Source organism: Massilia sp. W12 (assembly GCF_037300705.1).
Lineage (GTDB): Bacteria > Pseudomonadota > Gammaproteobacteria > Burkholderiales > Burkholderiaceae_D > JACPVY01.
The window spans coordinates 4,283,214-4,307,894 of sequence record NZ_CP147776.1 but is presented as its reverse complement, the minus strand read 5'-3'; the positions used below and the strand labels follow the sequence as shown (position 1 = coordinate 4,307,894).

The following is a 24,681-nucleotide window of genomic DNA, read 5'->3' as shown; positions in this document are numbered from 1 at the left end:
CTGCAGACAAAAAAACGGCAAGCTTGCGCTTGCCGTTGTCAGATACTGCAATGGAGGAGGTTTATTATTCGGCAGCTGCTGCGGTTTCGACGGCAGCCGGGGCGCTCACGGCGGCTTCAGTCTTGACAGCTTTGGCTTTCGGGGCAGCGCGCTTGACAGCGGCTTTCTTGGCGACCGGCTTCACTTCAGCTTTGGCGACCGGCTTGGCGGCGGCTTTCGGTGCGGCTTTCGGTGCAGCGGCTTTTTTCGGGGCCAGCTTGGATTTTTTCACTTCAACGGTCAGCGGCTCGATTTTTTCAGCCAGCTCGTTCAGCTTTTCAGCCACTTGTTCAGCGCGCTTGGCCATTGCGACCAGGTTTTTGTGCGCCAGACGGGTGACGGTGATCTTGCCGTCTTTCTGTGCTTTTTGCAGCGAAACCTGGGCCGATTCCCAGATTTTTTCTGCGGAAGAACGCATTGCTTCAACGTATTGCAGATCGTTCAGTTTGCTCAGTGCTTGGGTTGCGTATGCCATGATGGGCTCCATATCAAATAAACGGTGATGGTCTTCTCTTTTACCTGTCGCCGGTTGTGTTTGGCGCCTGCAACGGGTTGTGAGCGATCCTTGAAAACTGGCTGCAGAATCAGTCTGCGGCCTTGGAATGCTTTGCAGTGTAAAGAGAAAAACTAGAGGGGGAAATCAAATGGGGGGAGTTTTTCTAGAGGCGCCGGTCTAAACCCCGGGCGACTGGCGGCGTGGTCTGGCGCCACGCCGCCGCAGATCAATTCGATTCTTTAATGACCCGTCCCCCATTGGGTTGGATAGGCCGCGCATTCATTGGATACAGACGCGAGAACAGCGCTAATTGTGCGCCGGAAGCCTGTACCGGCTCTTTCATCACCATCCACAATACGCCCTCGCTGCAAGGCGGTGTGGTGAGCGAACCCATGTAGGTGAAATAATCGCGCCGGTTCGGCAGCAGGTCATTCATGTCGATCACGATGGAGGGTTGAACCACATCATTTTTTTCCAGCGGCAGATTATTCCAGATGGTTTGGATCAGCGGTTGCGCGCGTCCGCGCTCGATCAACACCGCCACCACGGCCAGCCGCCCTTCCGGATCTTTATGCACCAGATGCGCCACCATCTCAAAACCGCGCCCGTTGATTTTTTCTTCCGAGGGGCGGTGGAAATGGAATTGCATGAGTTCGTAAGTGCGTCCCATGATGGTGATGAAATTGCCGCCGCTGATGCCAACCTGGATGGTGTGGCCATTGTTCACGACGGTAAAGCCGGACGGACGGTAATCGAAATTGATCAGCTCCAGATCGACCTTCATGCCGTCGCGGATATCGATTGGCGATTGGCGGTTGCCGCTGGCGCATTTGATCCAATCGGGATTGATCTTGCCCCAGTTGCGCGGGCCGAGTTCGCCTTCGTAACTCCAATGCTCGCTGTGCATCATGGGCGGCGCGGCTTTTTCCACTTTGGCGGCTTTACGTTTGGCCTGACGGCTGGAAGTGGCGGCGTGCGCGGCTTTTTCCGCCTGCTGTGCGCGCAATGCGGCTAAGCGTTGTGCGATTTTGGTGGAAAGCTCGATTTCATTCATTTCCTCGCGCCCTTTGGCGGCGGCGGAAGGCGGACTTTCCGCTGCCGGCGCAGGGGCCGGGCTTGCGCCTGGCGCACTGGCGGCGCTTTTTGCGCTGCCGGCTTTCGCTGTGGCGGCGGCGGAGGCCGGGGCCGAAGCGCTCTTCGCGCCGGGGGCGGGCAGGCCGGCGGGTTTGGCCGCCGGCGCGCTGGCTGGTGGGGCGCTGTCTGCCGCCCAGGCATAGCCGCTAAACAGGATAGCGGCGATCAAGGCTTTGAGGATACGCATACCTGTCCAAAAGAGTAAGGGAAATCAGACGAAGTGCAAAACCTGCTCAAGCCTTTTACGGTTCGCGGGGCGGCAAACTTTACCCCGCGTTTTCCTGCTTTTGTTTGTCCCCGCGTTGCAATAAGCGCTGGCCGAACTTCCAGACCGCGCCCAGCATCACCGGCACGATGGCGGCGCTGATGCCGACCACCACAATCGCGGTCAGATTGTCTTTGATGAAGGGGATGTTGCCAAACAGATAGCCGCCGCCAACCAGCGACACCACCCAACCGAAGGCGCCGATGAAATTGTAAAACTGGAATTTCGCGAAAGTCATTTGCGACACCCCGGCGACAAACGGGGCAAAGGTGCGCACGATAGGCACGAAGCGGGCGATGATGATGGTTTTGCCGCCATGCTTTTCAAAGAAGGAGTGGGTGCGCTGCAGCGCATCGCGGTTGATCCAGCGGTAATCGTGGGTGAATACCCGGTTCCCCAGCATGCGCCCGATATAGTAATTCGAGGTGTTGCCGGTAATTGCGGCAATGATCAGCAGCAGCATCAAAACCCAGACATTCATGCTGCCGGTGGCGCACATGGCGCCGGCCACGAACAGCAGCGAATCGCCAGGCAGGAAGAAAAACACGACCAGGCCGGTTTCTGCGAACACAATCGCAAACAGCAAGGCGTACACCAGCAGGCCGTATTGATCGACGAATATTTTTAAAGTCTTATCGACGTGCACCAGCATGTCGAGCAATTGCATAAAATCCATAACTCTCCTTGCAGCCGCATTTTCACAGCCGTCTGGTTGACGGAAGTCCCGAAAATTTGCAGCCTCTGCAAGGCTTTTCCATGGCTTCCAAAATCTGAAACGCTTGGCGATTCAGCGAGCGCATCATACACTACCTGCCGCGCCAGCGCAGCTTGGCCCTGGTGCGTACAGCCTCAAGTGTGCCTGTGAATCCTTGCGGGCGTTTCCCATTTTCTGGAGTGTTTGATGAACAAATCTCTGTTGGCCCTGGCCGCCATGCTGTGCGTCAGCCTGACGCATGCGGCGCCGTCGAAGTTGTCGATGTCGGAAGTCTTGCAGCAGTCGGCGGATGCGGAGTGGCGCACGGTCGATCCTGAACAAACCCTGTATCTGGAATTGGACAAGGGCCGGGTGGTGATTGAGTTGGCCCCGCAGTTTGCGCCGCGTCATGTGGAAAATGTCAAAACCCTGGTGCGCGAGGGTTATTTCGATGGTTTGTCGGTGATGCGGGTGCAGGAAAATTATGTGGTGCAATGGGGCGACCCGGATGAAAAAAATCCGCGTCAGATGAAGCAGGGCAAACGCCAATTGGCGCCGGAATTCAGCGTCGCCGCCAAGCCGGAGCAGCGCTTTGTGCGGCTGCCGGATCGCGATGGGTATGCGGCCCAGGTCGGGCATGCGGATGGCATGCCGGCAGGCTATGACCCGAAAACCCGGCAAACCTGGCTGGCGCATTGCTATGGCATGGTGGGGGCCGGGCGCGATATGGCGGCGGATTCCGGCAGCGGCGCGGAAATGTATGTGGTGATCGGCCATGCGCCGCGCCATCTGGATCGCAATGTCACGCTGTTTGGCCGGGTTTTGCAGGGCATGCCCTTGCTCACAACTTTGCCGCGCGGTACGGCAGCGCTGGGTTTTTATGATAAACCGGAGCAATTCGTGAAGATCAATGCGGTCCGGGTGGCGGCGGATGTGGCCCCGGAGCAGCGCGTCAAATTGCAAGTCCTGAAAAGCGAATCGGCCAGCTTTAAGAAAGCAGTGGAAGCGTTGCGCAACCGTGGCGGCGATTGGTATAAAGCGCCGGCTGGCCATGTCGAGCTGTGCAATGTGCCTTTGATGGTGCGCGAACAGAAATAAACCCGGCGGCCTCAATCAAACAGCTTGGGGCCGGTTTGCAATTTTTCTTGCAGATAGCGGGTGTTGACCAGCAAGTCATTGACATCCGGCGAGAGCAGATTTTCTTCCAGACTGTGCACATGTTCGCCCAGCATTTGCAATTGTTCAACCAGTAATTGCTGTGCGGTTTTGCCGGGCATGACTTCTTTATTCTGGTAATGCTTGGGCAGGCGCAAAAAGGTTTCAATCGCGTCCGGCAGCAAGCGCGTCACAGTCTGCTTTAACATGGCGCGGCTTTGCGCTTCAATCGCGCCTTGCTGCTCCATTTCTTTTAAGCGCGGCATCAGATTGTCCACCGTCTGCAGAATTTTTTGCAGCTCTTGCTTGGGGGCTAAAGGCAGGCGCGGCAACATATGTTTGCGCAGCTGTTCCAGCGCTTCATGGGTGGATAATCCATCAGCGATGTGCAGCACTTCCGGCTCGCGCGTAAAGGCCAGCGGCAGCAGCGCGCCGCCGGCATACGCGCCCAGGGTCAGCAACAGCCAGCCATTGCCGATCAGGCCGAGGAAAAACAGTATCAGCACCAGCAGCGCAGCCGCGCTGCCGGCCAGATTGCTGTTTGAGGTCAGATAACGCCACATATACACGCCAAAGAAAGGTGGACATACGAAAAACCGTCCCAGCGGCGTTGCACTGCCTTGTCGTACTTGCGTACTGCCTGCGGCAGTGCGCCTTGCCGGAACAATTTTGCGTAAGTCCTGAAAAAAGTTACTGGTAAGTGCGGATCTCGCGCATCACTTGCGGCAAGCTCACCTTGCGCGCATCAAACACTCGGCCACCGGTGATTTGCGCCAGCGCATCCATTTCCTCTTGTTTGGCGTCGCCATACAAAATGGCAAACACCGGCACTTTCGGCACGCCGCGCGAGTCAATGAACTGGCGGAATTCTTCCAGCCGCATGCCATCGGTGTTCTGGCCGTCAGTCAGCAAGACGATGGAAACGCTGCGCTCTTCCGACTTGGCTTCTTTTTGCGCCTGGGTATAGGCTTGCGCCACCGAGCTGAAAATCGCCGTACCGCCGCGCGCCTCCAATTGATTCACCGCGCTGCCTAATTGCTGCAGGATTTCACGGTTTTTTTCGCGGTCTTCGCCCAGATTGAAGTCGTTTTGCGTTTGCAGCTTGTTACTAAACGGCAGCAGGTGAATTTGCTCGCGCGCGCGCAACAGCGCAAAGCGGCCACTGGTGGAGCCATCGCCAAACGCCAGCGCCTGCATCGATTCGCGCAGTTGCTCAATCCGTTTGCCGGCCATCGAGCCGGATACGTCCAGCACAAAGTAGGAGGTGGCGGGGCGCGAATAGCTGTCCATAAAACCTTGCAACACGCTTTCCACCACCGCCAGGCGTGAGGGGAAGGGCAATTCATTCACCACCACATCGCTGCCGCTGCCGCGCAAAGGCGTGCGCAGGGTTTCGCTGGCGATGCGTTGTTGCGCCTGATCGCTTTTAATCCAGGCGGCCAGCTTGCGGTAAAACCCTTCCTGCTTCGAGTTGCCCATCAACATCAGCGGATAGTCCGCCGTGATCACGCCCTCTTTCGGAGTGAGCACGTTCAGGCTTTTATCCTGCAGCGCCAACTTGCGGATCACGTTTTCATAATTGATGATGCCATCCACCCGTCCCGGATTGGCGGCGTACATGTCGGCCAGCGTGCCGGAGGAGCCTGCAGTCATGGCTTGCGCGGCGAAAAATTCGCGCAACTCCTTGGCCGGAATATCTTTTTCTTCCAGCGCATCGCCCTTGCCGGACAATTCAGCGGCCAGGCCAAGCAGGGCGGTGAAGCCGGTGTTGGAGCCGGCTGGATTGGTCATGCCGAAGCGGAATTTGCCGGCCTTGGCCGCCGCTTGCACATCTTTCCAGCTGGTTTGTCCGGACTGCCAGCCCAGCCGCTTCATGACTTCCGGCTTGACTCCCAGCACCACCGGCGCATACATGGTTTTTTCGCTGGCTTTGATCTGACTGGCGACTTGCGGAATCAGCTGCAGATATTTGCCGTTGGAAATCCACACGGCGTCATAGTTGTGCGGGCTTTTCAGCTTGTCCACCGCGTCCAGCGTGCCGCTGTATTCAAAACGCAGATTGATGTTTTCGCGCCGCGCGAATTCCTGCGTCATGGCGGCCACGTCTTTGAGTTCGGTGCCGGCCAGGATCACAAATTCGCCGCCGCTGGCGGGCGGAGGGGCCGTTGCGCTGGCATTGGCGCTGCCCTTGGCCTTGTCCGCCAGTTGTTGGGCCTTGTCACAGGCGCTCAAACCCAGCGCAAGACTGAGCAAAAACATCAGGCGCAGCAGCATGGTCGCCTCACAGTTCCAGAATCGGCTTGGCCGCTTCCACCGATTGCAAATGGGTATTCGCCTGCCGGTCGTTTTTGATGCGATCCTGCGCCTTGACGATTTGATCGCGCAGCATTTGGTTATTGGTTTGCATATTGCTTAGTGCTTCGCTGCGGAATTTTTCCATCTTGTCCATGGCCGAGAAAGTCTTGTCGAACATGTTTTGCAACTCTTGCACGCCAAGCAGGGGATCGGCGGAAAAGCGGTTGGTCGCATCCACATGTGAATTCAGCGCGTCGCCGGTGGCGGCGATCAGATTTTGGATGTCGGTTTTGGCCCCGGACAGCATTTGCTGGGTCTTGATTTGATTGCCGGTGGCGCGCGCCAGCGTTACCGCCACTGAGAGCGCGGCCATGCCGAGGGTGGCGACGCGGTCGCAGCCATTGATGGTTTCGCGCCCGGTTTTACGCAATTCGGAAATCACATTGTAGGCATTGATCGCCAGCGCTTGTGCGGCTTGCACATCGCCCAGATTTTGCCGCACGTAGTACAGCACTTCCTGTTCCAGCGCGCGGCCACGGTCTGGCTCGCGCTGCTTGATCGACTCAATGCTGGTGGCTAAGCGTTGATCCAGGGTGCGCATGAAGTAAGAGGCGCCTTCCAGTTTTTCCAGTGAGGCCCAGATTTGCTGACGCGCCACGCCCAGTTCCGCCACATCCTTTTGCAATTCATCCTTGGCTTTCATCAGATGTTCCTGCAATTTGCCCAGATGGGTTTCCGCGCTTTCATAGCGGCGCAGATAATTCGCCAGCTTATTGCCGAAAGGCACTGGAATGCCGAGGATTTTGGTGGGGGTGAATAAATCACCCTGTTTGGCCGGATTCAATTCGTCAAACAGGGTGCGCATGCTGGTGATGGCCTGGAACGCCGGAGTGTCGGCGGCGTCGCGGAAATCCATCTTGGTGAAACGGTTGGAGAGCGTGGTGGAGTCGGAAATTTCCTTGCGGCCAATCGAAAACGCCTGATCCATCTTGCTCTTGAATTCATCGGAAGAAGGATCGCCTTTGAGCAGCGTTTCCATGAAGGCATTGAGCTGGTTTTCAACTTTTTCTTTCATCAAGTCCGGCAGGCGCACCGCGCCGGCAACCCGGCTTTCCGCCACCGGTTGAATGACTTCGGGCGCTTGCAGAACCAGCGGTGCTTCTTCCGGCGGGGTGATTACGGGCGTGGTCATGATCGGTTCTCCATGGTATCGATGATATGTTGCACCATTGCATCCAGAATGGCGCTGCCGGGTGCGTCCGCTTGATTCAGAATTTCCGGCGCATCCAATCCCAATTCTTTTGCCTGCGCCGCAAACAGCGCGGGATCGTTGGTGCGGAAACCATATTTAGCGATGATTTTTTGGATTTCAATGTTGTTGGCGAGAAGTTCGCCTAACTTTTTCCCGCCTTCTGTCTTGGCCACCAGGATGTGTTTTAACACCATGCCCGGCTGCGGGTAGTAAAGCAAATGCGCGTCGCGCAGTTTTTGCGCCCGGCGCGCTTCCAGGAATTGGCTTTCATACACCAGCACCATCGGCGCCTTGCCCATACCCTGGCCCAGATAATCTTCAAACGGGCCGGCCAGCGTGCCCTCCTGAAAGCCCTGGCGTGTGATCAAGGGGGCCAATTCTTTGGCCAGTTCGAGCGCCTTTTCACGTTTTTGCGGCACTTCGCTGTTATTCCGGATATACGCCAGCGCGGCGATGTATTGCGCGGCGGTGTTGGATTTGCGGATATCCGGGGTGTTGATCAAGAAGCTGCGGTTGACCGCAAACACGGTATTGTCTTGCAACTGGTTCCAGCGTTTCCCCTCCAGCATCAGGGGCAGCGCTTTATCCAGGTAAAAATCGCCATGCGCATTACCGGTGGATTTGGCCAGACCGTTTTTCTCCAGCACCGGCAAAAGCGCGCGCCAGCTGGCGATGGTCAGCGGGCTGGACATGACCAGGAAGGCTTTATTGCCGGCAATTAATTCCTGCCAGTCAGCGGCTTGATTCGCCCCCGCTGGCCAGACCGCATCGAGTTGTTCGACCAGGCTTTTGTCTTGCTCAAAATTGCCCGATTTTTTCAATTCCAGCGTGATGCCGTTTTTGCGCAGCAGGGCGCTGAGTTCGGCGTCTTGCAACAGGGCGAATTTGGCGCTGCCGGTGAGCAACTTCACGGTTTGCTGCGGAACCGCTTTTTGCGGAATCAAATCGCCTAAGGGCGCGGCGCTCTGGGCGCCGGGGTTTTGCTTGGCGTGGTAGGAACGCCAAACGCCAAAACCCACTGCTCCCAGCATCAGCAGGGAGAGCAGGATGGTAATTGCTTTTTTCATGCTTGCCTTTCAGCAGAAAATGCCGCCAGCCGCGCGGGGCGGGCGGCGGTTGTGCTTATTGGAACAGGCGTAAAGAGAAGGGGTAGGTATAGGCTTGGCCTTTGGATACGGCAATCGCTGCAATAATGCAAAACACCCAGTTCACCAGCACAGCGATGGGCAGCAGGAGAAAACCGATTAACACCACTTTCAAGACCACGCAAACCAGGTAGATCAGAAAGAATGTGATCTGGAAATTCAAGGCTTCGGTTGCTTGCCGCGAGACAAAGTTGGATTTGTCGCGCGTCATCAGAAAAACGATGATTGGGGCTAAAAAACTGGTGAACATCCCCAGCAAATGGGCGACCACTGCAAAATTGCAGTCTTCTTTGCTCGGCGCGCCGCTTTCAATAATCACTTCACTCATGATGCATTCCTGTCAAAAAAGGGATCAGGCCGCTTTTTTGCTGCGGCTGGTGGCTTTTTTCACACCCTCTTTCGGGGTGCTGCTTTTCGCTGTGCTTTCTCCCGTACTTTTGCTGGTTTTGGCAGTTTTGCGCTCCTCGAATTCAAAACTGATTTTGCCATCCTTGCCGCGCACCAGAAAGGCCTTGAACGGGCGCCGGGTGCGTTGCGAAATAAAGCCTGGCAGCAAATCGGTTTTGCCATCCTGCAGCAGCTTGCTCATCTGCTCTGGCAGAATTTCCTGCTGCAGGATGATGCGGCCACTGCGGAAATCGCATGCCTTGGGTTTGGCCACGCTGGCTTCGCAGACATAGGCTAAACCCATTTCGTATACATGTTTACCACACTTCGGACAATTTCCCAATACGGCCTGCTCGCTGAAGTCCGGTGCTTCGCTGTCATCGCCTTCTTCCTGGTTCTGGCCAAAATCAAATTCCAGTTTGTGGTTATTGCTTTCCTCATCCTTGACAATACGCAAAATGGCGGCGAAAGGCCGGCCCATTTTGGAGCGGAAGCCTTGCAGCGGGCCGATGGTGCGGTTTTGCAGCAGCTCTTCGACTTCGGCGATTTCAAACTGGCGCCCGCCCGGCGTCTTGGTCATGGAAAATTCGCACTTGGTGCAGGCAAAGCGGCGATAGTTTTCTTTCACCTCGCCGCCGCAATGCGGGCAGGGCGTGGCCAGGGTGTGGTATTCGCCCGGAATGGTGTCTTTATCGTATTCGCGCGCGCGCTTGACGATGACTTGCGTCATCTGCGCAATTTCACGCATAAATTCTTCACGCGAGATATTGCCGCGCTCCATTTGCGAGAGTTTGTGCTCCCATTCGCCGGTCAGTTCCGGCGCGGTCAGTTCGGAGACGCCCAGGCCGCGCAACAAGGTCATCAATTGGAAGGCCTTGGCGGTTGGCATCAATTCGCGCCCTTCGCGCAGCAAATATTTTTCCGTCAGCAAGCCTTCAATGATGGAGGCGCGCGTGGCTGGCGTGCCCAGCCCCTTGCCGGCCATGGCGTCGCGCAATTCATCATCTTCCACCAGCTTGCCGGCGCCTTCCATGGCCGACAGCAAGGTGGCTTCCGTGTAGCGCGCCGGCGGTTTGGTGGTCAGGCCGTTGATGTTCAGTTTGTCTGTCAGCACCTGCTCGCCGGCGGCCACCGGCACCAGATTGCCGCTGCTTTCCTTGTCATCCTCGCTTTGCGCTTCTTTGCCGTAGATCGCCAGCCAACCGGGGTTGGTCATGATCTTGCCCTCAGTTTTGAACTGATGGCCGGAGACTTCGGTAAAGCGGGTGGTGACCAGAAATTCCGCTGCCGGGAAAAACACCGCCATGAAGCGGCGTGTCACCAATTCATACAGTTTTTGCTCAGGCTCGCTCAGATTTTTCGGCGCAATCGGGGTCGGGATGATGGCGAAGTGATCGGAAATTTTGGTGTTATCGAAAATCCGCTTATTCGGCTTGACCCAATCTTTGTCCAGAATTTGACGCGCATACGGCTGGTAAGCCGGATTGCCGGCCACCACGTCCAGAGTTTGGCGCACGGTCTGCAAATAATCTTCCGGCAAATGGCGCGAATCGGTACGCGGATAAGTCAGCACTTTATGCTTTTCATACAGCGCCTGCGCTAAGGCCAGGGTGTTTTTGGCGGAAAAACCAAAGCGTGAGTTGGCTTCGCGCTGCAAGCTGGTCAGATCAAACAAGCCGGGCGACATCGAGGTGGTGGGTTTGGATTCTTCGCGCACCTTGCCCGGTTTGCCGCGACAGGCGGCGACTACGGATTCGGCGGCGGCGCGGCTCCATAAACGCTCGGCCTTCTTTTCCGGGTCGTTTTCATCTTTCTTGAATTTGTCATCCAGCCAGCGGCCTTGATACACCCCGGCGGCGCAGACGAAATCGGCCCGCACTTCCCAATAGTCGCGCGGCACGAATTTTTTAATCTTTTCTTCGCGCTCGACCACAATCGATAGGGTTGGGGTTTGCACCCGGCCCACGGTGGTCAGATAAAAGCCGCCGTCTTTCGAGTTGAATGCAGTCATGGCGCGCGTGCCATTGATGCCGATCAGCCAGTCCGCTTCAGAGCGACAGCGCGCCGCATGCGCCAGCGGCAGCATATCGGCGTCGCTGCGCAGATGCTGGAAGCCGTCGCGGATCGCATTCGGCGTCATGGATTGCAGCCACAGGCGTTTGATCGGTTGCTTGGCGTTGGCGTTTTGCGCGATCAGGCGGAAAATCAATTCCCCTTCGCGCCCCGCGTCGCAGGCGTTGATCAGCGTGGTTACGTCTTTGCGCTTGATCAGCTTATTCAGTAATTTCAGCCGGCTTTCCGTCTTGGCGATGGGCGACAAGGCGAAATAGGGCGGGATCACGGGAAGATTGGCGAAACTCCATTTGCCGCGTTTGACTTCATGTTCTGGCGGTGCGGCGATTTCCAACAGATGGCCGACGGCGGAGGATAAGACATATTCGTCCGATTCAAAGTACTCATCGTGTTTGGTGAAGCCGCCGAGCGATTTGGCGATATCGTTCGCAACTGAAGGTTTTTCGGCAATGATGAGGGCTTTACTCATATTTGTTTCCCGGCTAATGTTCGTCTGGCAACGCCAGAATAGTACAGCAGTTTGTTAAAGGCCTCTCGAAACCCCGCCGCCCATGCTGTGGGCTGTGCGCCTGCATATATATAGGTGCAATCGGCCAGGCTTGCAAGAGATGGGGCGGGATTGTTCTCAAGTTGAGGTTGCGCAACTTGTTTAAAAAGAGCGGGCAATGATAAGCGGCATGCGGGGAAATCTGCAAGTTGCGCGGATTTGGCGGCGTGTTTTGCTGCCAGGGGCAGATGAGTATGCGCCCGTTGTGACGATGCAACAATCCGGCTTTGCCGCCTCATGCCTGCAGGCGCTGATAGCGCCCGTCCAATAAGCGTTCGACTTTACCGTCGAGTTCGAGGGCCAATAATTGCTCGGCCAGTTCGTCTGCGGCCAGTTTGCTGCGCTCGCTCAATTCGTCGAGTGAAACCGGGCTATGGCCAAGATTGTGCAACAACGCATCTTCCTGTTCCGGCGCCGCCGCATGATGTTGCGGGGCTTTGCGGCTGATGCCGGTAAAGCGCAGTTCTTCCAACACGTCTTGCGCGCTTTCCACCAGTTTCGCGCCTTGCTTGATCAGCTGGTGACAGCCTTTGGCCAGCGGCGCATGGATGGAGCCGGGCAGGGCGAATACTTCGCGCCCCTGTTCAGCAGCGCTGCGCGCCGTGATCAGGGAGCCGGATTGCAAGGCGGCTTCAATCACCAGCACCCCGCGCGAAAGACCGGAAATGATGCGGTTGCGGCGCGGAAAATTGTGCGTGATCGCCGGCGTTCCCAGCGCATATTCTGACAACAGGCAGCCTTCTTGCGCCAACTGCTGCGCCAGCGCATGGTTTTTGGCCGGGTACACAATATCCAGGCCGGTGCCGACCACCGCCACCGAGCTGCCGGGGCCGCGCAAGCCGCCGCGATGCGCCGCCGTGTCGATCCCGCCGGCCAGACCTGACACCACGCACAGCCCGGCCTGACTCAGACTTTCGGCAAAGCGTTCTGCATCCAGCATGCCTTGCGTGCTGGCGTTGCGGCTGCCGACAATCGCGATGCCTTGCTGCTCCAGCAGCTCAAGCCGGCCACGCGCATACAAAAGCAAAGGGGGATCGGGGATATCGAGCAGGGCGCGCGGATAGCGCGGATCGGCCAATGTCAGTAATTGATTATGGCTGTGTTCCAGCCATTGTGCGGTGCGCTCAAGCAAGACCAGGGTCGCATCTGACGGCGGGGCCAGCAGTGCGCTGGCGATTTTCTCAGGTACGATGCGCGCCAGCTGCGCGCGGGAAGAGGCGAAAATATTTGCCGGCAGCCCGCAGGCCGCCAGCAGTTTGCGCGCCGTTTCGCGGCCTACGCCCGGGGTTTGCTCCAGCCGCAGCCAGTCGTGCAGTTCATCCGGGCTTAAGCCGTCCATGCCTTAATCCGAAGATTTGGCGACGTCGCCGACACGCACAGTGTCTGTCACTTGCATCACCAAGCCATAGGAAATATTTTTAAACACGCGGAAAATGAACAGCGTGCCGTATTGCTCATCCGGCAGCTTGACCTGGGTTCCGCCGCCAAACCCCAGCATGCCTTTCTTTTCCGTGCGATCGGTAATCGTTTGGCCGTGGCGGTACAGATCCAGCACCGTGCCCAGGTCAATCCCGTGCGCACTGCCGCGATTGATCGAGACCACCTGATTTTGCCCGGCATATGACACACCGCCATAGACCGAGACGATGCGCGCTTTGACCGGGGTTTCGGCTTGATGCGGGACATAGTTGATCAGCGGAGTGGGCGGGGCCGGCTTGAGGCGGTCGCCTACGCTGATTTCCTCTTTCGCGCTGGCGATTTTAAAGGTGTGCACATCGCTGTTGCCGCTTGCTTCGCGCGTCAGTTTGGTGGTGCCGAGATAGTAGGCTTCATAGGCGATCACTGCTTTGGTTTCCGGGTCGCGCAGCGGCTGACCGGGGCGGAAAATCTGGAAGCTGGTGCCGTTTTGCAAATTGCCGCGCACATAGGTGCGGTCATCTTTGCCCATGATCACGCGGCCTTCGTCGGCGGCGATAATGCGCGGTGCGCTGGCGAGTTCTGTTTCATCCACCACCAGCGGGTGGCTCAGGAAAGGCTCAATATCCTGCGTCGGGATCGAGCGGATGGCGTCTTTGCCCAAGCCTTCCATGCGCACCTGCGGGGACAGGTGCATGCCGGAGCCGGCGCCTTGATCGGTGGCCAGGCCGGTTTTGCCGAGGCGCAAGCGGCCTGCGGCGCGATCCAGATAAACGATCTGGCCGGGATAAATCCAATGCGGATTACGGATTTCTTCGCGGTTCATGCCCCATACTTCGGGCCAGCACCAGGGGTGTTGCAGGAATTTGCCGGAAATGCCCCACAGGGTGTCGCCACGCACGACAGTGTGTTGGTCGGGAGCTTCAGCTTTGAATTGGCAACGCGGATCGGCGGCTTGGGCCGGGGAAAATGTGCTGATGGCGCCGGCAACGGCAAGAACCAAGCCGACTATGTTAAAATTTTTCATTGTGGTTTCCGATGAATGTGGCATCTCGGGTCTGACAGCCACATGTTGTAACTGCAGGCACTGCTGTGCGGGGAAGCCCTCGAAATGCTTGCCAAGTTGCTCAGATTCTGCCGATAAAACCTTGAACTGGCAAGCAAATCCACGTTCTGTTACGGAACGTGTGTTGCAAAATGACGTATGGCTCTACTAACTATTCTTCGATATCCTGATCCGCGCTTGCACAAACTGGCCAAGCCAGTGACGCAATTTGATGCGCGTTTGAAACAATTGGCGCAGGACATGGCTGAGACCATGTATGACGCCCCCGGTGTTGGTCTGGCGGCAACCCAGATTGACGTACATGAACGCTTCATCGTGATCGACGTTTCTGAGGATCGCTCTGATTTGCTGGTGCTGGCCAATCCTGAATTGGTCTGGGCAAGTGAGGAAAAAATCATCTGGGAAGAGGGTTGTTTGTCCGTCCCCGGAATTTATGACGGCGTGGAACGCCATGAGCGGGTGCGGGTGCGCGCGCAGGATGTGAATGGCGAATTCTTTGAGCGCGATGCCGACGGCTTGCTGGCGGTCTGCATTCAGCATGAAATGGATCACTTGATGGGCAAGGTGTTTGTCGAATACCTCTCCCCCTTGAAGCGCAATCGCATCAAGACCAAATTGCTGAAAGAGGAAAAAGCGCAAGCGCGGCCAGGCGGCCCGGATAAGCGTCGCCGTTAATACCCGGTTTGCGCCGCACAGGTTTTTGTCCTAGCATTGGATATGCCTGTGTTTGCCCGTGCGCGCGCGAATTTGCGCGCGCTTGATAACCGCCGCTGCCAGGGATCATCATGAAAATCGTTTTCGCCGGAACGCCGGAATTCGCCGCCACCGCTTTGCAAGCTTTGCATCAGGCCGGCTTTGAAATACCGCTGGTTTTAACCCAGCCCGACCGCCCGGCCGGGCGCGGCATGCAGTTGCACGCCTCTCCGGTCAAACAATATGCGCTGGAACATGGCATGCGTGTGATTCAACCGGTCTCCTTGCGCCTGGATGGCAAATTTCCGGAAAAAGTGCGGCAGGCTGAGGAGGCGCATGAAATCCTGCGCGCCACCGAGCATCATGTGATGGTGGTGGCGGCATATGGTTTGATTTTGCCGCGCTCTGTGCTCGATATTCCGCCCCAGGGTTGCGTGAATATTCATGCTTCCCTGCTGCCGCGCTGGCGCGGAGCGGCCCCGATTCACCGGGCGATTGAAGCCGGCGATGCGGAAACCGGCATCACCATTATGCAGATGGATGAGGGGCTGGACACCGGGGCCATGCTGGCGATGGAAAAATTGCCGATAGCGGCGGACGATTGCACCGGCTCCCTGCATGATAAATTGGCCGCGCTGGGCGGCGAAATGATTGTGCAAACCATGTTCAAGCTGGCGCATGGCGCCCTGCCTGCGCAACCACAGCCGGCGGAGGGCGTGAGCTACGCTGCCAAGATCAGCAAGGAAGAGGCGCAACTTGATTTCGGCCAGGATGCCTTGCTATTGTGGCATCGCATCCGCGCCTTCAATCCCTTCCCTGGCGCGCATGCCGGCTTTAAAGACACCCAAGTCAAAATCTGGCGCGCTGAATGGCTGGATCAAGCCAGCAGTTTTGCTGCCGGCGAAGTGATTGTCGCGAATGCGCATGATGGCGTGCTGGTGGCTTGCGGGCGCGGCGTATTGCGTCTGCTGGAATTGCAGCGTCCCGGCGGCAAGCGCCTGCCTGCGACGGAATTCATCAAGGCGTTTCCGCTGGAGGGTGGGCGCTTTGTGTGAAGATTGTGTTCAGCCTGCGGGCTGAGCCAATGAAAAAGGCCTGTATGCATCGCATACAGGCCTTTTGAATTTGGTGCCGGCTGCAGGACTCGAACCCGCCACCTGATGATTACAAATCAACTGCTCTACCTGATGAGCTAAGCCGGCAAATAACTGAAGCTGAAATTATACCGGGATTTTCTGATTCACGCTGGCAAATCCCGGAATAATTTTTGCTTTATTTGATGCGCGTCAATGTCGGACGCCCGCCTTTTTTCGGCGGGGGCGGCGTATCGTCATCTTCCCGTGCTTTAACATCGCTTTGAATCGCGCTGACGCTGGCCAGGGTTTGGGGCGGATTTTCCTCATCCTGTGCTTTGTCAGAGCTGACATCCGCATCCGCCGCCGGTTCGCTGTGCTGCGACGGGGTGGCTTCAAACGCCATGCCTTGCCCGGTTTCATTGGCGTAAATCGCCACCACACATTCGACTGGAATATAGATGTCGCGCGAGACGCCGGAAAAGCGTGCGGCAAAGCTGATCGCATCGTTGTCGATCGATAAGCCATGTGTGGCGCCGTAGCTGATGTTCAGCACGATCTCGCCATTGCGCACATACGCCATCGGCACACGGGTGCCGGCATCCACTTTGACCGCGATATGCGGGGTGAAACCGGAATCAGTGCACCATTCGTAGATCGCGCGCAGCAGATAGGGTTTGGTTGAAATTTCTGCCATAAATCTTCCCTTGGACAGCGGGCCGGACAAGCCGGCCCTGTCATCAGCGGCGCATCACCTTTTCAGACGGCGTCAATGCTTCGATATACGCCGGACGGGAGAAAATGCGTTCGGCATACTTCATCAGCGGGGCGGCGGTTTTGGACAGTTCAATGCCATAGTGATCCAGACGCCACAGCAGCGGGGCCACCGCCACGTCCAGCATCGAGAATTCTTCACCCAGCATGTATTTGTTCTTCTGGAATAAAGGCGCCAGCGTGGTCAGGCGGTCGCGGATTTCATTGCGCGCCCGCTCATGACTCTTGTCATTCGCCTTGGTCTTTTCATTTTCCAGCAAGTGCACATGGGTGAACAATTCCTTTTCGAAATTGAACAGCATCAGGCGCGCGCGCGAACGCATCAAAGGATCCGCCGGCATCAATTGCGGATGCGGGAAGCGCTCATCAATGTATTCATTGATGATGTTGGATTCGTACAGGATCAGATCGCGCTCAACCAGAATCGGCACCTGGCCGTAGGGATTCATGGTTGAGATGTCTTCCGGTTTGTTGAACAGATCAACATCGCGTACTTCAAAATCCATGCCTTTTTCAAACAGCACCAAGCGGCAGCGTTGGGAGAATGGGCAAGTGGTACCCGAATAGAGAACCATCATGATGATTTTCCTTGCAAACAAAATAGGGCGGCGCAATGCCAACGGCGGGCGCCACCCTGTGTTAAGCGTCGCTCTCTATCTTGGGATGGAGGGCGACGCCATCAAGCCCTGCGGCGCCTGAAAACGGCGCCGGACGGACTTATTTTACTTCTTTCCAGTACGAGGCATTCAACGCCCAGGCAAACAGCGTCAGCAGGGACATGAACATCACGACCCAGGGGCCGATCGCCTTGCGCTTGACTTGCGCCGGTTCCGCCATCCAGTTCAAGTAACCGACCAGATCAGCCATCGCTTCATCGAATTCAGCTTTGCTCATCTTGCCCGGGGTTACTTGTTCAAACTTCTCGAACTTGTGAACTTTCTTGGGTTTGCCGGTTTTCTCGTCTTTTTCGTGGGCATCATCCACTTCGACGAATTTGGCGGTTTGCACACCCTGCAATTCCCACAGAACGTGGGGCATGCCGATGTTCGGGAAGGCCATATTGTTCCAGCCGGTCGGGCGGCTGTCGTCTTTGTAGAAAGTGCGCAGATAGGTGTACAGATAATCGGCGCCAGTGCCCGCATGGGAAGACTTGGCGCGCGCAATCACCGACAGATCCGGCGGTACGCCGCCAAACCAGGTTTTTGCGTCTTTCGGGCTCATCGAGATATTCATCAATTCGCCCACTTTTTCTGCGGAGAACAGCAGATTCAGCTTGATCTGGTCTTCCGTCAAACCCAGATCTTTGAGGCGGTTGTAGCGCATCGAGCTGGCTGCGTGGCAATTCAGGCAGTGGTTGACGAACAGCTTGGCGCCGTTTTGCAGCGAAGCCAGGGAAGTCCGTTCCGGCGCTGTATCAAGCGGAAAATTGCTGCCTGCCGCCATTGCCAGCGCAGGCGCAAACGCCAGGACCGCACACAGTTTTTTCAGAAAATTCATTTGTTACCTTCCTTGTCTCTGTGGTGGCTGATCAATGCGCTACAAACGTGACGCGCTTGGGAACAGGTTTGAATTCACCCATTTGGCTCCACCACGGCATCAGCAGGAAGAAAGCAAAGTACAGCGCGGTGCAAACTTGCGAAACCTTTTCACCGATCGGGGACGGGGCTTGCACGCCCAGGTAGCCGAGGGTGATGAAGCACACGCCAAAGATCCAGTACAGGGTTTTGTGGAAGCCCGGACGATAGCGGATCGATTTGGCCGGCGATTTGTCCAGCCATGGCAGGAAAGCCAGGATCACCACCGAGCCGCCGAACAGCACCACGCCCCAGAATTTCGCATCCAGCACAAACATGCCGGCAAACATCACGAAACCGGCGCCTGCAATCAGGAATTTGAAAATCGAAGCCAGCTTGCTCTTCAGGAACACCAGCAGCACATACGCCACGATGCCGGCCTGCACATACACCAGGAATTGATCGGTGGTGGCGCGCAGCACGGAGTAGAACGGGGTGAAGTACCAGGTCGGCGCGATATGCGGCGGGGTCTTCATCGAGTCAGCCGGAATGAAGTTGTTGTATTCCAGGAAGTAACCGCCCATTTCCGGAGCGAAGAACACCACCCAGGAGAACAGCGTCAGGAAAGCGCAAGCGCCAAAGATATCCTTGGTGCTGTAATAAGGGTGGGACGGGATGCCATCCACCGGGTGGCCATCAGCGCCGATATTGTCTTTGATTTCCACGCCGTCCGGGTTGTTGGAGCCGACTTCGTGCAGCGCGATCAAGTGCGCCGCAACCAGGCCCAGCAAGACCAGCGGCAAGGCGATCACATGGAAGGCGAAGAAGCGGTTCAGCGTAGCGTCAGACACCACATAATCGCCGCGAATCCACAGTGACAGATCCGGGCCGATGAAGGGGATGGCGCCGAACAGATTCACAATCACCTGCGCACCCCAGTAAGACATCTGACCCCATGGCAGCAGGTAGCCGAAGAAAGCTTCCGCCATCAGACACAGGAAAATCGCAAAGCCGAACAGCCAAATGAGTTCGCGCGGTTTGCGATACGAGCCGTACAGCAGGCCGCGCAGCATGTGCAGATAGACGATGATGAAGAAGGCTGAAGCGCCGGTCGAGTGCATGTAGCGCACAATCCAGCCATTCGGCACTTCACGCATGATGTATTCGACCGAGGCGAACGCCAGATTTGCATCCGGCTTGTAGTGCATGGTCAGGAAGATGCCGGTAACGATCTGCAGCACCAGCACCAGCATCGCCAGCGAGCCGAAGATGTACCACATGTTGAAGTTTTTCGGGGCATAGTATTTACCCCATTGATCATTCCACAGCTTGGTCAGCGGGAAGCGGGAATCGACCCAGGCCAGCGCTTTTTCGCTCATGGGCGCATTGGCCGGCAGTTTCTTTTCAACGAAAGCCATGATTAAGCCTCACCTTTTTCATCTTTGCCGATCAGAATCTTGGTATCGGACAGGAACATGTGGCGCGGCACGTCGAGATTGGTCGGCGCCGGCTTGTTTTTGTACACGCGGCCTGCAAGGTCGAAAGTCGAGCCGTGGCAGGGGCAGAGGAAGCCGCCTTGCCAATTGTCGGGCAAAGAGGGTTGCGCGCCGGTTTGGAATTTTTCAGTCGGCGAACAGCCCAGGTGTGAGCAAATGCCCACAGTCACCAGGAGTTCTTTATGCTCGGGGCGGGAACGGTGCTGGTTTTTGCAGTATTCCGGCATTTCCAGCGTGTAGATTTTTTCCGACTTCGGGTCGGCCACTTCGCCGTCTGTTTTGGACAGGCTGGCCATCATTTCCGGCGTGCGGCGCAAAATCCAGACCGGTTTGCCGCGCCATTCGACGATTTTCATCTGGCCGGGGGCCAGATCGCCGATGTCGGCTTCCACAGGAGCGCCGGCGGCTTTGGCGCGCTCTGACGGTTGAAAAGTGCCTACAAAGGCTCCTGCAGTGGCCAGACCGGCCACGCCGCCTGCGGCGCACGTGGCGACGAGCAGGCCGCGACGGCCGGAATCGACCTCTTTTTCGTTACTCATAACAACCCCAATCAGTCAAAAAGCGAAATCTGTGCGTAGAGAAAAGCCACGAAAGAGCATCATGCCGGGAGGCCGGACTGTCTTTTTTATGCGCCTGCATGCCGGCGCAACGGATTGTTGCGGCATGCGCATGGCGCTTTTTCGGGGCCATCAAGTGTCAACCTGACTTCCAGCAACCTTAAATTATAGCGGAGGCATGGCGTGTTTTAAAGAAAAACGTGAGTAATGCTTCGCTTTATCCGCTCTTGTGCTGCATTTCCGTGCCACAATGCGCGCCCGCGCAGCCATCGCACACGAATTTTTCTATTCTAGCGCTGGAACCGCGCGGATTGGCTGATTTTGCATAAAACTGGCGTATGATGGCGTCGCGCGCATGCGCATGACTGAATGGAAAGGAATCGGGACGCATGGGAATGATGCAAGAATTCCGCGAATTCGCGGTCAAGGGCAATGTGGTCGATCTGGCGGTCGGTGTGATCATCGGCGGCGCGTTTGGCAAGATCGTCGATTCTCTGGTGCAGGATATGGTGATGCCGCTGATCGGCAAGCTGACCGGCGGACTGGATTTTTCCAACTACTATCTGCCGCTCAATGGCCAGGCGGCCAATATGACTTTGCTGGAGGCAAAAAAGGCCGGCGCAGTGCTGGCCTGGGGCAATTTTCTCACTGTCTCGCTGAATTTCCTGATTCTCGCTTTCGTGATTTTCATGATGGTGCGCAGCTTGAACCGCTTGCGCCGCAGCATGGAAACGCCGCCGCCGGCCCCGGCCCCGGCAGCGCCGCCGCCAGAAGCGGAAGACATCAAACTTTTGCGAGAAATCCGCGACAGTTTGCAGGCGCGCAAGCAGCCGTAATGCGGGCGTGATTCATTATTGACGACAGATTATGCAAAGACTCTGGCTTTTATTCGCACAAACGGTGACAGTCGGTCTGGCGCTGTGGTTTATCGTATTCACGCTGCAGCCCGGCTGGCTGGGGCGCGGCGGCAAAGTTGGCGCGCATACGTTTGCTGTGCAGGAAGCGGTTCCCGGTGCGGCGCCAGCGCATGCCACCTATGCCGAAGCGGCGCGCCGGGCGATGCCTGCAGTGGTGAATATTTTCACCAGCAAGGAAGCGCCGCAAGCCGCCAATCCGCTCTTGCGCGATCCGTTGTTCCGCCGTTTTTTCGGCGAACGCGGCGAGGAGGATAAGCAAGCCAGCCTGGGTTCCGGCGTGATTGTCGGCGCGCAAGGTTATATTCTGACGAATAACCATGTGGTGGAAGCGGCGGATGAAATCGAAGTCGCGCTGGCCGATGGCCGCAAAGCCAGCGCCACGATTGTTGGCACCGATCCTGAAACTGATCTGGCAGTGATCAAGGTCAATTTGAATAATTTGCCGGCGATCACCTTCGGCCACCCGGAACACTCCAAGGTGGGCGATGTGGTGCTGGCCATCGGCAATCCCTTCGGCGTTGGTCAGACTGTCACCATGGGCATTATTTCCGCCACTGGCCGCAACCATCTGGGCATTAACGCTTTTGAAAACTTCATTCAGACCGATGCGGCGATCAATCCCGGTAATTCGGGCGGCGCCTTGATTGATGCGCAGGGTAATTTGCTCGGCATCAATTCGGCGATTTATTCGCGCAGCGGCGGTTCGCTGGGGATCGGTTTTGCGATTCCGGTGAGCACCGTGAAGATGGTGATGGAATCGATTTTGCGGCATGGCCATGTGGTGCGCGGCTGGATCGGCGTTGAGCCGCAGGATATTACGCCGGAATTGGCGGAAAGCTTTGGTCTGGCGCAGAAAAACGGCGCGATTATCGCCGGCGTGCTGAAAAACGGCCCGGCAGACAAAGCGGGCGTGCGTCCCGGCGATATCTTATTGGCGGTGCAGGGCAAGCCGGTGTCGGACACTACTGAAATGCTGAATCTGATTGCGCAACTGACGCCGGGCAAACCGGCCAAAATCAGTGTGTTGCGCCGCAGCCAGCGTTTGGAGCTGGAAGTGCAAATCGGCAAACGTCCGAATTTGCGGCGCGAAGAGGATTGAAAAGCGGCAGGGGAGGCGGCGATGCATGTACGCGATTTGATGGATTTTCTGGCGCAGCTGGCGCAAAACAATAACCGCGCCTGGTTTGTGATGAATAAGCCGCGCTATGACATTTTGCGTGCTGAATTTCTGCAAGTGGTGACTGATCTGGTGGCGCAGGTCAGCCGCTTCGATCCCGCGCTGGCAGCCTGCGATCCGAAAAAAGCGATTTTCCGCATCAATCGCGACGTTCGCTTTTCAGCCGATAAAAGCCCCTATAAAACCACGTTTTCCGCCGCGCTCTCAGCCAGCGACCGTAAAAAGCCGAGCGAGGGCGGCGGCCCGGTGTATTACTTCCATATTGATCAGGATGGGCAATTGCTGTTCGCCTGCGGCGAATACATGCCGCCGCCGCCGCGCGTGCAAAAAGTGCGGCAAGCCATCGTGGCGGATGCGGAAAACTTCGGCAAGATGCTGAAAAACCGCGCCCAGCGTGCTGAATTCGGCGATTTACAGCGTGAACATGAATTGCAGCGCCTGCCCAAAGGCTTTGCTGCTGACAGCCCGCACCCGGACTATTTGCGGCTGAAGGATTTTATGATCTGGAAGCAAGGCCCGGTCCCCGCTGAGATCGTGAATGGCGCGCAGTTGGTGGAATTTCTGGCGGCGCGTTTCGCCAAAGGTCTGCCGCTGATGCAATGGCTGCGCAGCGTGCCGTTGGCATAAAAAAACCGGCGTCCGCACGGCAGGCGGCGCGCCGGTTGGCGCAAGGGGCTTAGTTAGCCTTGATCGCTTCCACCTGAATTTGCAACTTGACTTCCGGCGCAAAGCGCGGCGTCGCATAGTTCAGGCCAAAGTCGGTGCGCTTGAATTCCGCATGCGCATCCGCGCCGCACACTTCCTTCTTCAGCATCGGGTGTTCGATGCACTTGAATTTGCTCACATTCAGGGTCAGCGGCTTGGTCACGCCCATCATGGTGAATTCGCCTTCCACCGCCACCACATTATCGCCCTCAAATTTCATGCTCTTGCCTTTGAAGGTGGCGTTCGGGAATTTCGCCGTATTGAACATATCCGCCGATTTGGCGTGTTCATTCATTTTGGCGTGGCCGAAGTCGATGGAGTTGATATCGATGGTGATATCCGCAGTGCCGGTTTTGGCGGCGCGATCCAGCACGATCTTGCCGGACGTTTTGGTGAACTTGCCGCGCCAGAAAGAAATCCCCATGTGGTCAGCTTCAAAGCTGGGGAAGGTGTGGTTCGGCTCAATATTGTAGGTTTGCGCCATGGCGGCGCCGCTGGCGCACAGGAGGGCAGCGGAAATCAGGGTACGCAGTTTCATTGTGGTCTGTCCTTGTATGAAGAAAACGGCGCGCCAGCATGACGCGCCAGGGGGAGTGCGCCGCACAGGTTCAGGGTGCGGCTGTGATGTGAAACTTGATGATGACTTCATCGGCGACCATACCGGTGTCCTTCCATTCACCTTCGCCGATATTGAAGGCTAAGCGCTTGATCGGCAAGCTGCCATCAAAGACGTGCGCATTGCCTTCTTTTTTCAGGCTTAAGGGAAAGCTGACATCCATGGTTTTGCCCTTGATGCTGAGCTTGCCGCTGACTTGCAATTGGGTCGGGCTGTTGGCCTTGATGGTGCTGGAAACGAAAGTGGCTTTGGGGAATTTTGCCTTGTTAAACCACTCCGGTTTGCCGACTTCGGCATTGTATTCCGCTGCGCCCAGATCAATCGATGCGACATCCAAATCGACTCTGGCCTTGGCCGTGTCCGGCTTGGCCGGATCGAAATCAATCACAGCGGAAAACAGCTTGAATTTAGCGTCAACCGGCACGCCCATTTGTTTGAACGTGGCCGCAATCGTGCTTTTTGCGTTATCGGTTTTGAGTACGGCGGCCTGGGCTGCAGGCAAGGCCAGCAGGCCGCCAGCCAACAGGGTGCATGCGAAAATGCGCATCATGTCTTCCTTTTTCAGTGGGTGTCTTTGCCAAACGGCAGCATGCGCTCAAAGATGCCGTCTTTATCTACGATGCGGTGTTTAATGGCGGCGCCGATATGTGCGACCACCACCAGCATCATCAGCCATGCCAGCACTTTATGCGCTTCCAGGAATAGACCTTTGAGATCCGGATCGGGTTCCATCAGCACCGGCAGCGGAATCACGCCAAACCAGACGATAGGATAGCCGGCCGCGAGTGAGTAAAAATAGCCGGCCAGCGGCACAGCAAAAAACAAGAGATAGAGCAGGTGATGCAGACTGTGCGCCGCGCGTTGTTGCCAGGCTGGCATGCTGGCCGGGTAGGCGGGCGCCGCATGTCCCAAACGCCAGAGCAAGCGCAGCGTCGCCAGCAGCAGCACGCCGACGCCCATCCATTTGTGCCAGTTGAAATATTTGAGTTTGGTGGGAGAAATGCCGGGCATGCCGGTCATTTGCAGACCGAGGAGAAAAGTGGCGATGATCAACAGCGCCATCAACCAATGCAGCAGGATGGCAGGCATGGTGTAGCGGGTCATGGCGGTCTCCTTTATTGTGTATTCGCCAAAATAAGCCGCAAATATAGCACAGGGCCACGCTCCGGGTGGAAGCGCGGCCCTGTCACGGATA

Annotated in this window: 25 protein-coding genes and 1 tRNA gene; 6 read left to right on the top strand and 20 right to left on the bottom strand. The window is 56.9% G+C overall.

What is annotated here, in order from left to right:
- Window positions 1–64: 64 nt before the first annotated feature.
- The 3 genes from V8J88_RS17395 to V8J88_RS17385 all read right to left on the bottom strand — a co-directional run bounded on the left by V8J88_RS17395 (window position 65) and on the right by V8J88_RS17385 (window position 2,610).
- Window positions 65–514: a hypothetical protein gene (locus tag V8J88_RS17395; RefSeq protein WP_338845492.1), complete on the bottom strand. Its 450-nt coding sequence runs from the start codon at window positions 512–514 to the stop codon at window positions 65–67.
- A 247-nt stretch (window positions 515–761) separates the two neighbouring features.
- Window positions 762–1,856, bottom strand: coding sequence for a carbonic anhydrase family protein (locus V8J88_RS17390; RefSeq protein WP_338845491.1), 1,095 nt, complete (start codon window positions 1,854–1,856; stop codon window positions 762–764).
- A 79-nt stretch (window positions 1,857–1,935) separates the two neighbouring features.
- Window positions 1,936–2,610: a VTT domain-containing protein gene (locus V8J88_RS17385; RefSeq protein ID WP_338845490.1), complete on the bottom strand. Its 675-nt coding sequence runs from the start codon at window positions 2,608–2,610 to the stop codon at window positions 1,936–1,938.
- A gap of 225 nt (window positions 2,611–2,835) precedes the next feature.
- Between V8J88_RS17385 and V8J88_RS17380 the strand changes: the two genes are divergently transcribed.
- A complete protein-coding gene (locus V8J88_RS17380) occupies window positions 2,836–3,726 on the top strand; it encodes a peptidylprolyl isomerase (RefSeq protein WP_338845489.1) in 891 nt (296 codons plus the stop codon).
- Window positions 3,727–3,737: 11 nt separating this feature from the next.
- Here V8J88_RS17380 and V8J88_RS17375 read toward each other — a convergent pair whose 3' ends face one another.
- The 8 genes from V8J88_RS17375 to V8J88_RS17340 all read right to left on the bottom strand — a co-directional run bounded on the left by V8J88_RS17375 (window position 3,738) and on the right by V8J88_RS17340 (window position 13,925).
- Window positions 3,738–4,346 (bottom strand): hypothetical protein, encoded by a 609-nt coding sequence (locus V8J88_RS17375; protein WP_338845488.1) that lies wholly within the window; start codon window positions 4,344–4,346, stop codon window positions 3,738–3,740.
- Between the two features lie 127 nt (window positions 4,347–4,473).
- On the bottom strand, window positions 4,474–6,057 hold the full coding sequence (locus V8J88_RS17370; protein ID WP_338845487.1) for a VWA domain-containing protein: 1,584 nt from the start codon (window positions 6,055–6,057) through the stop codon (window positions 4,474–4,476).
- Between the two features lie 7 nt (window positions 6,058–6,064).
- A complete protein-coding gene (locus tag V8J88_RS17365; RefSeq protein ID WP_338845486.1) occupies window positions 6,065–7,270 on the bottom strand; it encodes a toxic anion resistance protein in 1,206 nt (401 codons plus the stop codon).
- Window positions 7,267–8,397, bottom strand: a complete 1,131-nt coding sequence (locus V8J88_RS17360) for a hypothetical protein (RefSeq protein WP_338845485.1) — start codon at window positions 8,395–8,397, stop codon at window positions 7,267–7,269. Before V8J88_RS17360 ends, V8J88_RS17365 begins: the two co-directional genes overlap by 4 nt.
- 55 nt (window positions 8,398–8,452) lie before the next feature.
- Window positions 8,453–8,803 carry a DUF4870 domain-containing protein gene (locus tag V8J88_RS17355; RefSeq protein WP_338845484.1) on the bottom strand — a complete coding sequence of 117 codons (351 nt, stop codon included), beginning with the start codon at window positions 8,801–8,803 and terminating at the stop codon, window positions 8,453–8,455.
- A 24-nt stretch (window positions 8,804–8,827) separates the two neighbouring features.
- On the bottom strand, window positions 8,828–11,404 hold the full coding sequence (locus V8J88_RS17350; RefSeq protein ID WP_338845483.1) for a DNA topoisomerase III: 2,577 nt from the start codon (window positions 11,402–11,404) through the stop codon (window positions 8,828–8,830).
- Between the two features lie 313 nt (window positions 11,405–11,717).
- A complete protein-coding gene (gene dprA / locus V8J88_RS17345) occupies window positions 11,718–12,821 on the bottom strand; it encodes a DNA-processing protein DprA (RefSeq protein ID WP_338845482.1) in 1,104 nt (367 codons plus the stop codon).
- A gap of 3 nt (window positions 12,822–12,824) precedes the next feature.
- Entirely contained in the window at window positions 12,825–13,925 is a 1,101-nt protein-coding gene (locus V8J88_RS17340) for a LysM peptidoglycan-binding domain-containing protein (protein WP_338845481.1), read from the bottom strand.
- 177 nt (window positions 13,926–14,102) lie between these two features.
- On the opposite strand from V8J88_RS17340, the gene def reads away from it, so the two are divergent.
- Both def and fmt read left to right on the top strand, forming a co-directional pair.
- Window positions 14,103–14,639, top strand: a complete 537-nt coding sequence (def, locus tag V8J88_RS17335; RefSeq protein ID WP_338845480.1) for a peptide deformylase — start codon at window positions 14,103–14,105, stop codon at window positions 14,637–14,639.
- A gap of 110 nt (window positions 14,640–14,749) precedes the next feature.
- Window positions 14,750–15,712: a methionyl-tRNA formyltransferase gene (gene fmt, locus V8J88_RS17330; protein ID WP_338845479.1), complete on the top strand. Its 963-nt coding sequence runs from the start codon at window positions 14,750–14,752 to the stop codon at window positions 15,710–15,712.
- Between the two features lie 71 nt (window positions 15,713–15,783).
- Here fmt and V8J88_RS17325 read toward each other — a convergent pair.
- From V8J88_RS17325 to petA, 6 genes are all read right to left on the bottom strand, one after another.
- Window positions 15,784–15,859: transfer RNA gene (locus V8J88_RS17325), tRNA-Thr, on the bottom strand.
- Between the two features lie 70 nt (window positions 15,860–15,929).
- Complete coding sequence (locus V8J88_RS17320; RefSeq protein ID WP_338845478.1) at window positions 15,930–16,427, bottom strand: ClpXP protease specificity-enhancing factor; 498 nt, start codon at window positions 16,425–16,427, stop codon at window positions 15,930–15,932.
- A 43-nt stretch (window positions 16,428–16,470) separates the two neighbouring features.
- Entirely contained in the window at window positions 16,471–17,082 is a 612-nt protein-coding gene (locus tag V8J88_RS17315; RefSeq protein WP_338845477.1) for a glutathione S-transferase N-terminal domain-containing protein, read from the bottom strand.
- 139 nt (window positions 17,083–17,221) lie between these two features.
- Window positions 17,222–18,001 (bottom strand): cytochrome c1, encoded by a 780-nt coding sequence (locus V8J88_RS17310; protein ID WP_338845476.1) that lies wholly within the window; start codon window positions 17,999–18,001, stop codon window positions 17,222–17,224.
- 31 nt (window positions 18,002–18,032) lie between these two features.
- Window positions 18,033–19,439, bottom strand: a complete 1,407-nt coding sequence (locus V8J88_RS17305) for a cytochrome bc complex cytochrome b subunit (RefSeq protein ID WP_338849919.1) — start codon at window positions 19,437–19,439, stop codon at window positions 18,033–18,035.
- Window positions 19,439–20,053, bottom strand: a complete 615-nt coding sequence (gene petA / locus V8J88_RS17300) for a ubiquinol-cytochrome c reductase iron-sulfur subunit (RefSeq protein ID WP_338845475.1) — start codon at window positions 20,051–20,053, stop codon at window positions 19,439–19,441. Before petA ends, V8J88_RS17305 begins: the two co-directional genes overlap by 1 nt.
- Window positions 20,054–20,460: 407 nt before the next feature.
- On the opposite strand from petA, the gene mscL reads away from it, so the two are divergent.
- Genes mscL through V8J88_RS17285 form a run of 3 tightly spaced genes read left to right on the top strand, consistent with a single transcriptional unit; the run spans window position 20,461 to window position 22,792 of the window.
- Window positions 20,461–20,907 (top strand): large conductance mechanosensitive channel protein MscL, encoded by a 447-nt coding sequence (gene mscL, locus V8J88_RS17295; RefSeq protein ID WP_338845474.1) that lies wholly within the window; start codon window positions 20,461–20,463, stop codon window positions 20,905–20,907.
- Between the two features lie 28 nt (window positions 20,908–20,935).
- The gene (locus tag V8J88_RS17290) at window positions 20,936–22,087 is read left to right on the top strand and encodes a trypsin-like peptidase domain-containing protein (RefSeq protein WP_338849917.1); all 1,152 of its coding nucleotides are present in this window, start codon (window positions 20,936–20,938) and stop codon (window positions 22,085–22,087) included.
- 21 nt (window positions 22,088–22,108) lie between these two features.
- A complete protein-coding gene (locus V8J88_RS17285) occupies window positions 22,109–22,792 on the top strand; it encodes a DUF2461 domain-containing protein (protein WP_338845473.1) in 684 nt (227 codons plus the stop codon).
- A 49-nt stretch (window positions 22,793–22,841) separates the two neighbouring features.
- On the opposite strand, the gene V8J88_RS17280 is transcribed toward V8J88_RS17285, so the two are convergent.
- The 3 genes from V8J88_RS17280 to V8J88_RS17270 form a co-directional block, all read right to left on the bottom strand.
- Window positions 22,842–23,408 (bottom strand): YceI family protein, encoded by a 567-nt coding sequence (locus V8J88_RS17280; RefSeq protein ID WP_338845472.1) that lies wholly within the window; start codon window positions 23,406–23,408, stop codon window positions 22,842–22,844.
- 70 nt (window positions 23,409–23,478) lie between these two features.
- On the bottom strand, window positions 23,479–24,033 hold the full coding sequence (locus V8J88_RS17275; protein ID WP_338849916.1) for a YceI family protein: 555 nt from the start codon (window positions 24,031–24,033) through the stop codon (window positions 23,479–23,481).
- Between the two features lie 14 nt (window positions 24,034–24,047).
- Window positions 24,048–24,590, bottom strand: a complete 543-nt coding sequence (locus V8J88_RS17270; RefSeq protein ID WP_338845471.1) for a cytochrome b — start codon at window positions 24,588–24,590, stop codon at window positions 24,048–24,050.
- Window positions 24,591–24,681 lie beyond the last annotated feature (91 nt).